We start from the raw sequence: 13,418 nt of genomic DNA, 5'->3' as shown, positions 1-13,418 counted from the left end.
TCGTCGTACTCCTCGCCCCAGCCCGAGGTCGGTGCGGATCCGGAACGCGTGACTTGGGTCGCGGTCAGGCGCGGTGGCCGTTGCGGGCCTAGCTCGGTCCGGACAGCAGCGTGCGCGGCATTGGCAATTTGGTTGTTTCGGACTGAACCAGACAGCTCAGGGCCGTTGCTGCCCAGCGGGGTTGGGGCGGGGTTCAAGAAGCTCGCTCTTGCCGACATCGACATGGGCACCGCTGTGCAGCGCACGAGCTGCGCCTGCTGCGCCGACGTATAACCAGCTGCAGGAGACACTGCAGGTTGAGTACCTTCGTGTGCGTGGCTGATGAGGCATACGACCATCCACGGTTGGCGGCGCTCTACGACCCACTCACATCCAGTCGCGACGACCTGGAGGTCTACGTCGCGATCGCGGCCGAGGTGGGCGCTCGCCGGGTTCTCGATATCGGTTGCGGCACCGGCACGTTCGCGTTGATGCTGGCAGACCGGGGCGCAGAGGTGACCGGGGTGGACCCGGCGGGTGCGTCGATCGACGTGGCCCGTGCCAAACCGGGCGCGGATCGGGTGCGCTGGATCCACGGCATCGAACTGCCTGCGATCGAGGCGGACCTGGCGATCATGACAGGCAACGTCGCCCAGGCCATTGTCGAGGATGACGCGTGGTCGATGACCTTGCGCGGCGCCCGGACCGCGTTGCGAGTGGGCGGGCATCTCGTGTTCGAGACCCGGGTGCCCGCCCGGCAGGCGTGGCTGGGGTGGAACCGCGACGCCACCCACGACGTGCGGCACGTGGACGGCGTCGGCACCGTCGAGGACTGGCTGGACATCGTTGACGTCAGCCTGCCGCTGGTGACGTTCCGCTGGACGTGCGTGTTCGAGTCCGACGGCCAGGTGCTTACGTCCGACTCGACGCTGCGGTTCCGGGAACGCGACGAGGTCGAGGCGGACCTCGTCGCGCACGGTTACCGCGTCACCGAGGTCCGCGACGCACCCGACCGCCCCGGCAAGGAGTACGTGTTCCTCGCGCGGAGCATGTCCTAGGCGCGACCTCGGCTGCCAGATCAGAACGTCCAGCTCGATCTGTGATCGAGGCCGGTCAAGCCGATCTCATTGCGGAGATGGCCGAGGGCGAGGATGGTGCTTCGGGGATCGTCGACCAGGTCTGAGGAAACGGCCCAACCCAAGCGCGAGCGACTTGGAAGCGCCGTTGGTGACGATGTGTGGGTTGTCGGCGGCCACGTGCTATGAAGTGGTACTTGTTCACGGTGAGCCCGCGCAGTAGGCCACTCGGACGCGCGCTTCTTGTGGTGGTGGGGAACCGGATTGCCTGTCGTCGAGGATGCCGATCTTGACGGTCCACGTGCGGGAGCGTTTGTCGATCACGTCGGCTGAGGACCCCTGAGCGACGAGAACGACTTGGTCACCGGGGGTGCAGCGGTAGGCACCGACGAGATGGTCGGATCTGCCGGGCCAGGCACCTCCTGCCCGGAGCCGGCATTTCTGTCCGTTGTCGAGTTCGAGGCCCCACGGCTCTGGCTTGTCTGGTTTCGACACTTGTGGCACTGGATTCGTGGCCCTGTACTGGTGCACAGTCTTGTCCCATGGTTCCCAGCCGCAGAGCAGAGCACGACGGTCCGGTTTGATCCAGCGTCGTTGGTGAGCTGGATTGTACGCATGAGATCGCTGTGGAAGCAGGCTCCCAGAGCCGAGGTGATCGGCTGGGCGACGTCGTTCTCGGCCGTGAAGCCCAATGTGAGACCGACCTGGTCGGTTCCGGCGCGCACCGCGTTGAGTTGGTAGGCGCACGAGGCCGTCCTCGATCCCGTGGCACCGCTGGTGGCTGAGTCGGTCATGACGACCAGGTCGCCAACAGGGACTTTGTCGACCTCCCAAGGCAGCCGGAACCAGCCTGCCTTGGCAACGGTGAGAACCGTGTCTCCTGCCAGGGCGTGGACCTTGACGTTCTTGGGGAATGGCTTGGGCGCAGCCAGCTGTGGTGATCCGTATCGCAACGCGAGACCGGCCTGTGAGTCGAAGGCGCGAGCCGGTTCAGGCAGTAAGTCACAGGGGGTTCCGGTTCGCAGAGTGTCACTGGCGGCGTGACCACACGTTGCGAGGATGAGCCGCACGACGCCGATGACGCGGTTGGCGATCGCGCCGGCGTCCAGGGTCGCGTCGCCCAACACGGCGATCAACGAACCCTTTGCCGGGGTGCCGAATGTGATCACTGTGCTGACTTCTTTCGACCGGTCAGCCTGTTGTGCAAGGGCATGACGAGCCGCCAGGCCACCCATCGAATGCGCCACGACGATGACTTTCTCACCGGTCGCCTTGAAGAGGCAGTCGATGGCGTCGCCCACCGCGGGACCGATGGCCGGGGCGTCGACCCAGCGGGCGGAATGGTCGTGGTAGTCGAACGTGAGCACGGCGGCACCGGGGATGCGTTGGAAAACTGCCCGATGAGCGATCTGGTGGCCGGCACGGTGGCGAGCTGGTTGGTCGACAGGTCGATCTTGTGGGAGAAGGCGCCCTTTCGGCTGTCGTCGTGGGTCGATCGACCGGTCCAGCCGTGAACCACGACGACGGGGACGATCTTTCCCGTGGCGTTCTGGGGTGCCGCCGAAGTGGTCGGGGCAACGGCGACGAATGACATCAACACGACTACGGCGAGCAGTGGAACAGTCTCATTGCGTCGGTCCGGTTGTCGTGTCAGCGATGGGCATCGTCGCGGCGACCTTCCAGCTGCCGGCCTCGGAAACCATGACCACGGCACAAGTCCGGGCGGGAAGGCCAGGCGACCGGACAGTGGCCGTGACAACTCCGCCGCCAGCGCCATCAGGTGTCCAGGACGCTTCGTCGACCTCAACGGTCGAACCGGCCGGAACAGCGTCTCGCGCGCGTTGGCCGACGTGGTCGCGGCTGCCAGTCGCGATCAGAGAATCAGGGTTGTCAGCCAGCCGATTCATGGCATCCTCCCGCAACTTCTGCCGGAGAACCCATCGTGGCTGAACGGAAAGCGTTAACGCGCGTTCGGCCGAGCGAGGCTGGCGGGTCGTCGCGTGATGAGTTCGGGGAACGCCCCCATCGCATTCGAGTTGCCATGCGTCAGCCGGGCCAGGCGGGAACTTCATGACCACTAGGCCAACCGGGTGCAAGGTGAATCGGAACGCAATTGTTGTCTCGTAGTCACCCATCCACGCGGCGGTACAGCGAGGTCGCACTGCGCCGGTCAAATTGCTCAGGCGGCGCTCGGCTTCAATGTCCCGCGGGTGCTGAGGTGCTGTTTGCCTGGGCCGGATACAGTAGTTGTTGCGCTGTCGGTAGTGGAATGTTCCGGGAACTTGATGGCGAGGATGGTCGTCATAGCTTTTGTGACAGAGGGATCGGTCAGGAATCCGCGGGCGAATTTCGGTGTGCTCGCACCGCTCGTGCCGCTCGGTGTGGTCGCGGTGGTGTTGTTGCTGGTGCGCGTGGCGCAGGATGGCGACGGCTGGCTAGGTGTGGTGTTCGCCGCGCTTGGGTTCGGGGTGCTTGTGGCGTTTCGCGGTTACCACCCATCGGGGCTGCTGTCGGTCGCGATGCTCGGGGTGGCCACGTGGTATGCCAGCCGTGGGCTGTGGTCGCCGGTGCCGCCGTTCGAGGCCGCCGACCGGTTGCTCGGTGAGAATCTCCCTGGCACCGGTCGCTACACCACGTTGTTGCTGCTCGTCCTGAGCACCCTGGGGACGATCGCGGCGAGCGTCCTCGCGTGGCGTCATCGGTCCCCTGCCTGGGACAAGTGGTCAGCCGACGAGCCGGGGGCGGTTCGCCGGCTGGTGGCATTGCTGGTCGCGGGTGCGGTGCTGACCGGCTTCGCCTGGCTCGGCGGTGGTATCTGGGCTGGACGCACCGCGGCTGCTGTCCTCGCCGACTCCGAGGAGCACACCACGGCCGCCGAGGCGCCGGACCCGCGTCCGGAACCGCCACGAGGCCCGACACAAGACCTCGCCCCGGTCTGGCAGCAGGGTGACGACGTCCGGTACGGAGACCAGGCCGCGCTGGTGCCCGGCACCGACCTGGTGGTGATGCACGGCTTCGAGGCCGGCGGGGGGGCCGACTACGGACTGTTCGTGCTGGATGCCAAGACCGGCGGTGAGCGGTGGCACTACCGGATCCGGCCCATCACGAACACCTCCCCCGGAGGCTTCATGGGCGTCGTCGTCAACGCGCGAACGCAGACGCTGCTGGCGGTCGTGAGCAACGCCGCGATCCTGTTCGACCTGGACACCGGGCAGATCAGAAACCGGTTCCCGCTTCCCCACATGCCGGGGAAGTCGAGGTACCGGGTGTTGTCCGACTCACCCGTCCGCAACGACCGCACGGTGATCCAGTTGAGCGGCCAGCCAGTCGGCTATCTCGCGGCACGCGGCGAGGGCGTCGCCACGCTGCTGAGCGTCGATCTGAACACCGGCGAGGTGCGCACCGCGGACCAGGCGCCGAACGGCGAGTGCCACTACCAACTCGCCGGACCATCCACAACGGACAGTAGAGATCCGGACGGCAGCGCCTTTCTCGTCAGGTCTGGCCGTGGGTGCGGGCGGCCCACGGTGCTCTCGATGGCGCGGGAGCGCGTTGTGGCTACCTTCGACCTGCCCGCCGTCGAGCAAGCGGCAACCACCTGCATCGACCCGGATTGTGACGGCCCGGTCGTGTCGGTCGCCGGTGGGCGGCTCGTGGTCTATGTGGGACGAGAGCTGCTCGCGTTCGGTCCGGCTCGGCCACTGTGGACTTCGCCGGTACCGGCGGGCGCGCAGGTCACTGCCCTTGGACCGAGCAAGGGCGAGACGGACGAGCCACACAGGGTGGTCGTCGAGACGCCGGCAGGCGCGACCGTGCTCAACGGTGACACCGGCGCGGTGCTCGGCTCGCTCGCCTCCTTGCCAGGCAACGGAAACGGTGCCGAGGTCACGCCGGACACGGGGTGGTACCGGGTCCACCGACTCGACAAGCGGACCATCGAGCTGGTCCGGGTCGACCTCGGCTCACTGACTGTGGTGACGCGCAGCGGGCCGGTGCCGTGCGGGAACGATCTCGCAACCGACCCACCCCCGCTCAGTGCGGGGAGCGGTCGGCTGTTGGTCACGTGCTGGGCCGGCGCCGAGGCCACCATGACGGTGCTCGGTCACTGAGACGAACCCCGCCAAGATCGACGACTGTGTCTTAAGTGGACAACGGAGTGGATTCACCTGGAGGAAGGATTCGGCACAGGGCTTCCAACGCCGGTCCGTAGCCGTGGTCCGGCGGGGTGGCGTAGCCGACGACCAAGCCGTCATGGGCAGGCATGGTGGCGGCGGGGTGACGGAAAGTGGCGAGGCCGTCCACGGCGATGGACTGCCGGACGGCGGCTTGGACGGTGGAATGCTCGGTTCCGGGTGGCAGGCGCAGCACGGCGTGCAGACCGGCGGCGATGCCAGTGGGCGTGATGTGCGGAGCGTTGGCGGCGAGGGCGGCGACGAGGCGGTCGCGTCGACTGCGGTAGTGCTGGCGCATCCGGCGGATGTGCCGGTCGTAGTGCCCGGAGGCGATGAAGTCGGCAAGGGTGAGCTGGTCCACCACGCTCGCCCAGGCCTCCCGCTGGCCCTTGACGGTCAGGACGGGGGCGAGCAGGTGCTCGGGCAGCACCATCCAGCCGAGCCGCAGTGCTGGTGACAGGCTCTTGCTCACCGAGCCGATGTAGAGCACTCGTTCCGGGGCCAGGCCCTGAACCGCGCCGACCGGTTCGCGGTCGTAGCGGAACTCGCCGTCGTAGTCGTCCTCGATGATCAGGCCGTTGTGGATTCGGGCCCAGTCGACCGCGCTGACGCGCCGCTGCGGGTGCAGGGGGCCGCCGGTGGGGAACTGGTGCGCCGGGGTGAGCAGCGCTGTCCGTACTCCCTTGAGGTCGTTCAGTTCGTCGACGAGGGCACCGCCCTCGTCGAGTGAAAGCGGAACCGTACGAACGGAAGCCGCGTCCAGGATCGAACGGTGGAACGCCAGGCCGTACGACTCCACCGCCAACGGGCCACGCAGGACCTGGCCGCCGAAGAGCAGCCGCAGCGCGTGGGCGAAGCCGGAGCACACCACGATCTGCTCTGGTGTCGTCCGCACGCCGCGAGCACGCGCCAGGTACTCGGCCAGTGCCCGGCGCAGTTCGTGGCGGCCTTGCGGGTCGCCAGGACCGAAGGCTTCGTTGGGTGCGGCGCCCAGCGCGCGGCGAGCAGCGCCCAGCCAGGCAGAGCGGGGGAAGGACGCGGCGTCCGGCTGCCCCTGCCTGAGGTTGTGCGCCGGCGTGGCCAGGCGGGTGGGCATGTCCGGCACGCGCGGGAGCCGGGCGGGTTCGGTGCGGGGCGCCACCTGCGTACCTGAGCCTTGCCGGGCGATCAGCCACCCCTCGGCGACCAGTTCGGCGTAGGCCTCGGCGACGGTGTTGCGGGCGAGCCCGAGGTCGGCGGCGAGGGAACGGTACGGCGGCAGCCGGGTGCCCGGGGCCAGCCTGCCGTCCCTGATCGCGTCGCGCAACGCGCGGATGAGCACGGCCCGGCGACCACCGGAGCCGGCCAGTTCGAGGTGCAGGTCGCTGCCGAGCCGTCCAGCCAAATTGACCCACGAATCTGTCACGGAAATGAACCCTACCGGAGGTCATTCCAGGTCATAGCGTGATCGCCATGACGAACCAGAACACCGCGGCCAGGTCCGCTCCCAGTGATCGCCGAGCCGGACCGGCGACGACGTTGCGGCGCCCGGCCGCGGCGCTGGCACTGCTGGCCTTCGCCCAGCTGATCATCTCCCTGGACTACAACATCGTGTACGTGGCACTGCCGGAGATCGGTTCGACGCTCGGGTTCTCGGCACAGACGCTGCAGTGGGTGGTCAGTGCCTACGCGGTCGCGTTCGGCGGGTTCCTGCTGCTGGGCGGACGGGCCGTGGACCTGTTCGGCCCGCGTCAGATGTTCGTGCTGGGGCTCGCGGTGTACGCGGTGTCGTCGCTGGCCGGCGGGCTGGCCACGGCGCCCCTGCCCCTGGTGGCGGCACGCGCGGCACAGGGACTTGGCGGCGCGTTGCTGTTCCCCGCGACACTGACGCTGGTCTCGACCGGGTTCGCCGAAGGCCGCCGACGCAACCGCGCGTTCGCGGTCTGGGGCACGGCCGGTGGCAGCGGCATGATCCTCGGTTCGCTGCTCGGCGGGGTGTTGACGGACGCGTTCGGCTGGACCGCGGTCTTCTTCGTCAACGTGCCGCTCGCCGGTGCCGCCGCCCTGTTGGCCCTGCCGCTGATCCCACGCCGCACCGCACGCAGGACTGTCCGCCGGTTCGATGTGGCCGGGGCGCTCACCTCGACCGCCGCAACAGCGCTGCTGGTGTTCACGCTCGTGCAGGCACCCGAGTCCGGCTGGACAGCGCCGCCGGTGTTGGCCGCGGCGGCGGTCGGCGTGTTGCTACTGGTGGCGTTCGCGTTCATCGAGGCTCGCAGCGCTGATCCCCTGCTGCCCCTGCGAATGTTGCGCGGCCGGGAGCTGGGTACCGGTGTGCTGGTCACGTTCCTGTACATGGGGACGTTCGGCACGCTGTTGTACTTCCTGACCGTCTACTTCCAGACGGTCCACGGCTACGACGCTCTGCATACCGGCCTCGCCTTCCTGGTGCCGATGGCCGCCATCGTCGCCGGGTCCCAGCTGGGCGGGCGGCTGGCTACCACTCGCGGTACCCGCACCGCGATGATCGTCAGCCTGGTGGTCGGCGGCGCCGGCACGCTGATCCTGGGCGTGAGCCTGTCCACCGACGGCACGTACCTGACTCTGTTGCCTGGCTTGGTCATCCTGGGCCTCGGCCAAGGCGCGGGGTACACGCTGATGTTCGGCGCTGCCACCGCCGCCACCCCCGCCGACCAGCAGGGAGTTGCGTCCGCGGTCGCGTCGACCGCCCAGCAGATCGGCGGTGCCGTCGGCCTGGCCGTCCTCGTCGCCATCGCGGGCGCCTCCACCAACGGCCTGACCGGCCCGGCCCTGCGTGCCGCCACCACCGAGGGGCTACGCACAGCCGTGTTCGTCGCGGCAGCGGGAATCGCCCTCACCGCGCTGGTCGCTCGTGGCTTCAGCCCCGCCCGCCGCCGGCACACCCCCACCGCCTGACTCCGAAAAGGAAAAGATCATGAACACTCTGCGCTCTGTCGTCCGCGGCCACGTCCTGCTGCCGAACGACCCCGGCTTCGACGCCGCTCGCCGCCCGTGGAACCTCGCCGTGGACCAGTCGGTGATGGCCGTGGTCGAGGCCGCCGACGCCGACGACTGTTTATGCCGGTTAGTTCTGGCCCCTGTTGTCCGGTGAGTTTCGGCCCCACCGATCGTCGTTCAACGAGTTTTGGCCCCACCTCGTCCTTTGTAGACACGCCCACGATGGGGTGAAGGACCGTCGCTCACCCGTTCGGACCTCAACGATGGGCGCCTCACATCTACGCGGTCGTGTCGGAGGCCGGAGTTGTCGTTGTCGCGTGTCGAGCTGTTCGAACGCATACGCCGTGATCGGCGGCTGGAGCCGGACGTGTCGGTCCGGACGCTGGCCGAGCGGTACCAGGTGCACCGCAGGACGGTGCGGGAAGCGCTGGCCAGCCCCGTGCCCAAAGAGCGTAAGAAGCCGCCCCCTCGTCGTTCGGTGCTGGAACCGGCCTACGGGTTGATCGACGAGATGCTGATCGCGGATCTGTCCGCGCCGCGCAAGCAGAAACACACCTCCGCGCGGATCTACCAGCGGCTGATCAGCGAGCACGGGTTCACCGCGGCGGGCCGCACCACGGTCTACACCTACATCGCCCGGCGACGCCCGGAACTGGTCGGTGAGCTGCGGGAACGGCAGCGCCACCTGGAGGGGATGGTGCCCCAGCAGCATCTGCCCGGTGAGGAGGCCGAGGTCGACTTCGCCGACGTGTGGGTACGGGTCTCCGGCCAGGTGATGAAGTGCCACCTGTTCACACTGCGACTGTCCTATTCGGGCAAAGCGGTGCACCGGGTGTTCCTGTCCGAAGGACAGGAGGCATTCATGGAAGGCCACGTGGAGGCCTTCCGGGCGCTGGGCGGCATCCCGATCCGGCACATCCGCTACGACAACCTCAAACCCGCCGTCCAGCGGGTGTGTTTCGGCCGCAACCGGATCGAGTCACAGAACTGGGTGAAATTCAGGTCCCACTACGGTTTCGACGCGTTCTACTGCATCCCCGGCAAAGAAGGCGCGCACGAGAAAGGCGGCGTCGAGCAGGAAGGCGGCCGGTTCCGCCGCACGCACCTGGTCCCGGTCCCGGACGTCGTGAGCCTGGCCGAGCTCAACGAGCGGATCGCCGAGATCGACCGGGCCGAGGACAACCGGGTCCTGCACAACCAGCGGGTCACGGTCGGGTTCAACTTCGCCTACGAGGCCGATCTGCTGGCGCCGCTGCCGTTCGACGACTTCGACACCGGCACCACGCTGACCCCGAAGGTCGGCCGGGACGCGCGCATCACCGTGCGCCAGTCGCACTACTCGGTCCCGGCGAGGTTCATCGGCCGCCGGGTGCGGGTCTCGCTGCGCGCCAACGACGTCGTCGTGTTCGACAAGGCGACCGTGATCGCCCGGCACGCCCGGATGACTCGCCGCGGCGAGTCGCACGACCAGCTCGATCACTACCTGGAGATCCTGCTGGGCAAGCCCGGCGCGCTGGCCGGGTCGACCGCGTTGGCCACCGCCCGCGCCGAGGGCAGCTTCACCGCGACCCACGAGGCGTTCTGGTCCGCGGCCCGCGCCGCACACGGTGACGGCGAGGGCACCAAGGCGCTGATCGAGGTGCTGTTGCTGCACCGCAGGCTGCCCGCCGAGGCGGTCATCGCGGGCATCACGACCACGCTGCATGCCGGGTCGACCAGCCCGGACCTGGTCGCGATCGAGGCCCGCAAAGCCGCGCACGACGCCGGCCGCGCTCTGCTGGACGAGCGTGACCTGGCCGATCTGGGCCTGGACACGGTGGTGATCCCGGTGATTACCGACGACATGCCCGACCCGCGCCTGCACGCGCCTCCAGCGCCCGCGCCGCAACCATCGGGCGCATCGGTGATCTCCCTGCACACCAAACGCGAACTGCCCGCGTCCTCGAGTCCGCTGCCGTCGGTGGCGATCTATGACCAGCTGCTGCGCCGCACGAAAGGCACCACGGCATGACCGCCACCCTCCCCGCCAGCGTCACCACCACCCACACCGTCCCCGCGGCCGCGCCCGGCGTCGACAGCCTGGACGCCGTGATCGACCAGGCCTGCCGCACCCTGCGCCTGCCCACGATCGGCGCCCGGTTCGAGGAGCTGGCCGCCGCGGCCATGCGCGAGCAGGCCACTTACAAAGGCTTCCTGCTCACCTTGCTGGACGCCGAATGCGAGCACCGCGACGAGCGCCGCAAGACCCGACTGGTCCGCGAAGCGCACTTCCCCCGCGCGAAACGGCTGGACGACTTCGACTTCACCGCCAACCCGAACGTCGTCCCCGAGGTCATCCACACCCTGACCGCGCCGGGCTGGGTCACCGCCGGGCAGCCGCTCTGCTTGATCGGCCAATCCGGCACCGGCAAATCCCACCTGCTGATCGGTATCGGCACCGCGATCGCCGAGGCCGGGCTGAGGGTCCGCTACACAACCACCGCCAACCTGGTCAACGAACTCGTCGAAGCCGCCGACGAACGCCAGCTCACCCGGGTCCTCAACCGCTACTCCAAAGTGGACCTGCTGTGTTTGGACGAGTTCGGCTACCTCGACCTGGACAAGGCAGGCGCGAAACTGCTGTTCCAGGTGTTCACCGACAGGGAGGAACGCAGCGCCATCGCTGTCGCGTCCAACGCTCCATTTTCCGAATGGAACCAGACCTTCGCTGACAAGCGACTCTGCTCGGCCATCGTCGACCGGCTCACCTTCAACGGCACCATCATCGAGACCGGCACCGACTCGTTCCGGCTGCGCGCCACCCAGCAACGCCTCCTCGGCTGACGCCCGCCCCACACCCACGCCGACCCGAGACGGATTCTCTTGGCGACACCCACGCCGCACGACAGCACCGAGCCGGTCAACGAAGCGGTCCGGATGATCCGAGACGCGGAAGCCCAACACCGCAGGATGTTCGGGAAATGGCGCGACGATCCGCGGGCACGAGCCGACCAGATCGGGCTCTTCTTGGACTTCGAGAATCTTGTGCTCGGCGCGACCGCCAGCCTGCCCGACCGGGCCGAACCGATCCCCGACCGGGCGGTGACCTGGCTCTGCCGGGCTTACGGCGCCGCCACCACCCGCCGCGCCTACGCCGACTGGGCCGACACCCGCTTCGGCCGCTACCAGGCCGTGCTCGAACGCAACGGCGTCGACCTGGTCCAGATCGGCCACGGCCCGGCCCGCAAGAACGGCGCCGACATCCGCATGACGGTCGACGCCATGGAAACCCTGATCACCCACCCCACCGTCGAGGCCTTCGTCCTGGTCACCGGCGACTCCGACTTCTCCCCACTGGTCACCAAACTGCGCGAGTTCGGCAAGCACGTCATCGGCGTTGGCGCGGAAACCGCGGCCAGCGTCCGCCTGGTCTCAGTCTGTTCGGAATACAAGCTCTGGGGCTCGATCGTCGCCCGGGTCGACCCGCCAGCCGAACCACCGACACCTCCCGCGCAACGCGGCTCCCGGCTTGCTGACGCCGAGGCGCTGCTGGTCACCGCGATGCGACAGATCCCCACGAAGTCACCAACGGCTTCCCAGCTCAAGGCCAAAATGGTCGCGCTGGACCCGTCGTTCGACCAGGCCCGCTACGGCTGCAGCACCTTCCGCGACCTGCTGACCAAGCTCGGCCACCGGATCCAAACCACCGGTCGATCCGGACAAGACATCAGGCTCGCGTTGATCGAGCCAACCAGCAGCTAACCAGCCAGCAACAGCGAAGGTCCTGTCCTCGACGAGGAGCAGGACCTTCGGCACGCGCACCCTGAAATGTGATGGGCCGGCTGCTCACGGACCACCTTGTCGGAGGGGCCCGTGAACACCCGGCTGCGACAACTTAGACGTCCACGTCGTTCCGACTGGGCACGCACCACGCGGCAGTCACGAACTTCACCCATCCAGGGGTGGGGCCCAAACTCGTTGAACGACCTCGGACACACACTCAGAACTCACCCCGGGCCAACCGCCACCGGGGCCCGATCAGACCGAACCGCCGGAGCCAGAAACGACCGGCAAAAACAGACGACGTCGCCGCCCTCGTCCGCCACGCCCGCTCTGCCGGACTTGGCGTCGCCGTCCAGCCCAACGGACACGGCGCCACCGGCCGTACCGACGGCACGATCCTGCTGCGCACCGGGAAGCTGGACACCCTGCGGGTCGATCCGGCCGGTCGCCGGGCTCGTGTCGGCGCGGGTGTGCCGTCGGGCCAGGTGCAAGCTGCCGTGGCCCCGCACGGCCTGACTGGCCTGCCTGGCAGTTCCCCCGTCGTCAGCGTCACCGGCGTCGCTCTGGGCGGTGGGCTGAGCTGGTTCGGCCGCGCTCACGGCTGGGTCGCCGACAGCGTGGCCGCGTTCGACATCGTCGACGCGGAAGGACGGCAGCGGCACGTCACGGCGGAGACCGACGCGGAGCTGTTCTGGGCTCTGCGCGGTGGCGGCGGGGACTTCGCCATCGTCACCGCTGTGGAACTGGCCCTGCACCCCGCGCCGCACCTGTACGGCGGTCGCATCCTGTGGAGAGCCGAGCACGCACCCGAGGTCATGGACGTCTACCGGCAGATCACCGCCACCGCGCCCGACGAACTGACCGTCTGGCTGGACCTGCTGCACTTCCCCGGTGCCGACCCCATGGTCGCCATCGACACCACCTACCTCGGCGGCGAAAGCGAGGCCCGCGATCTGCTCAGCCCGCTGGACCGGCTTGCCCAGCCATTGTCCGACAGCAGGCGGGTCATGCCGGTCTCCGAACTCGGCACCATCACCGCCGAACCCACCGACCCGGGACCGGGGCTCTCCCGAGCGGAACTGCTGACCGAACTGGACGACGCCGCGGCCAAAACACTGATCGCCGACCCGATCGCGCCGCTGTTGAGCGTCCAGATCCGGCATCTGGGCGGCGCGTTCGCCCGCCAGTCCGACACACCGCACGGCCCGCTCACCGAGCCGTACGCCCTCTACATGTTCGGCATCCCCACCAACCCGGCGACCGCCAAGGCCGTCGCCGCCACGCAAAGCACCCTTGCCCAGGCCCTGCCCGTCAGTGGCCGCAAACCGTTGACGTTCCTGAATCCCAGCGAATCCGTGGCCGACGCCTTCACCACCGCCACCGTCGCCCGCCTGCGCGACGTCAAGCGCCGCAACGACCCGCACAACACCATCCGCAGCAACTTCCCTGTCTTGGGCTGAATGCGTTGCCC

General features: G+C 68.4%; 10 protein-coding genes. 8 read left to right on the top strand and 2 right to left on the bottom strand.

Translation table 11 applies throughout. The features are described from left to right. Window positions 1-314: 314 nt before the first annotated feature. The gene (locus tag AOZ06_RS39570; RefSeq protein ID WP_054294048.1) at window positions 315-1,037 is read left to right on the top strand and encodes a class I SAM-dependent methyltransferase; all 723 of its coding nucleotides are present in this window, start codon (window positions 315-317) and stop codon (window positions 1,035-1,037) included. Between the two features lie 338 nt (window positions 1,038-1,375). Here the strand turns inward: AOZ06_RS39570 and AOZ06_RS39565 are convergent, their stop codons facing one another. Further along, window positions 1,376-2,422 (bottom strand): esterase/lipase family protein, encoded by a 1,047-nt coding sequence (locus AOZ06_RS39565; RefSeq protein ID WP_054294047.1) that lies wholly within the window; start codon window positions 2,420-2,422, stop codon window positions 1,376-1,378. A 945-nt stretch (window positions 2,423-3,367) separates the two neighbouring features. On the opposite strand from AOZ06_RS39565, the gene AOZ06_RS39560 reads away from it, so the two are divergent. Then, on the top strand, window positions 3,368-5,164 hold the full coding sequence (locus AOZ06_RS39560; RefSeq protein ID WP_054294046.1) for a hypothetical protein: 1,797 nt from the start codon (window positions 3,368-3,370) through the stop codon (window positions 5,162-5,164). Window positions 5,165-5,195: 31 nt separating this feature from the next. On the opposite strand, the gene pdxR is transcribed toward AOZ06_RS39560, so the two are convergent. Next, the gene (gene pdxR, locus AOZ06_RS39555) at window positions 5,196-6,632 is read right to left on the bottom strand and encodes a MocR-like pyridoxine biosynthesis transcription factor PdxR (protein ID WP_054294045.1); all 1,437 of its coding nucleotides are present in this window, start codon (window positions 6,630-6,632) and stop codon (window positions 5,196-5,198) included. A gap of 47 nt (window positions 6,633-6,679) precedes the next feature. On the opposite strand from pdxR, the gene AOZ06_RS39550 reads away from it, so the two are divergent. From AOZ06_RS39550 to AOZ06_RS39530, 6 genes are all read left to right on the top strand, one after another. After that, entirely contained in the window at window positions 6,680-8,143 is a 1,464-nt protein-coding gene (locus AOZ06_RS39550; protein ID WP_083472838.1) for an MFS transporter, read from the top strand. Between the two features lie 19 nt (window positions 8,144-8,162). Further along, window positions 8,163-8,339, top strand: a complete 177-nt coding sequence (locus AOZ06_RS57160) for a hypothetical protein (protein ID WP_218921856.1) — start codon at window positions 8,163-8,165, stop codon at window positions 8,337-8,339. 156 nt (window positions 8,340-8,495) lie between these two features. Beyond that, complete coding sequence (gene istA, locus AOZ06_RS39545; RefSeq protein WP_054296412.1) at window positions 8,496-10,196, top strand: IS21 family transposase; 1,701 nt, start codon at window positions 8,496-8,498, stop codon at window positions 10,194-10,196. Continuing rightward, window positions 10,193-11,008 (top strand): IS21-like element helper ATPase IstB, encoded by an 816-nt coding sequence (gene istB, locus AOZ06_RS39540; RefSeq protein WP_083471502.1) that lies wholly within the window; start codon window positions 10,193-10,195, stop codon window positions 11,006-11,008. Before istA ends, istB begins: the two co-directional genes overlap by 4 nt. Before the next feature lie 39 nt (window positions 11,009-11,047). Continuing rightward, entirely contained in the window at window positions 11,048-11,926 is an 879-nt protein-coding gene (locus AOZ06_RS39535) for an NYN domain-containing protein (RefSeq protein WP_225953009.1), read from the top strand. Window positions 11,927-12,126: 200 nt separating this feature from the next. Next, entirely contained in the window at window positions 12,127-13,407 is a 1,281-nt protein-coding gene (locus AOZ06_RS39530; RefSeq protein WP_083472232.1) for an FAD-binding oxidoreductase, read from the top strand. The last annotated feature ends 11 nt before the right edge of the window (window positions 13,408-13,418 follow it).

The sequence above is a fragment of the Kibdelosporangium phytohabitans genome (assembly GCF_001302585.1).
Taxonomy (GTDB): domain Bacteria; phylum Actinomycetota; class Actinomycetes; order Mycobacteriales; family Pseudonocardiaceae; genus Kibdelosporangium; species Kibdelosporangium phytohabitans.
Note: the sequence above shows the minus strand (reverse complement) of the source record. Positions and strands in the feature narration are given on the sequence as shown.

What these genes read in the sequence shown, in the direction of transcription:
- AOZ06_RS57160 (WP_218921856.1), top strand. Translation starts at nt 8,163, where the DNA reads ATGAACACTCTGCGCTCTGTCGTCCGCGGCCACGTCCTGCTGCCGAAC.
- istB (WP_083471502.1), top strand. Translation starts at nt 10,193, where the DNA reads ATGACCGCCACCCTCCCCGCCAGCGTCACCACCACCCACACCGTCCCC.
- AOZ06_RS39550 (WP_083472838.1), top strand. Translation starts at nt 6,680, where the DNA reads ATGACGAACCAGAACACCGCGGCCAGGTCCGCTCCCAGTGATCGCCGA.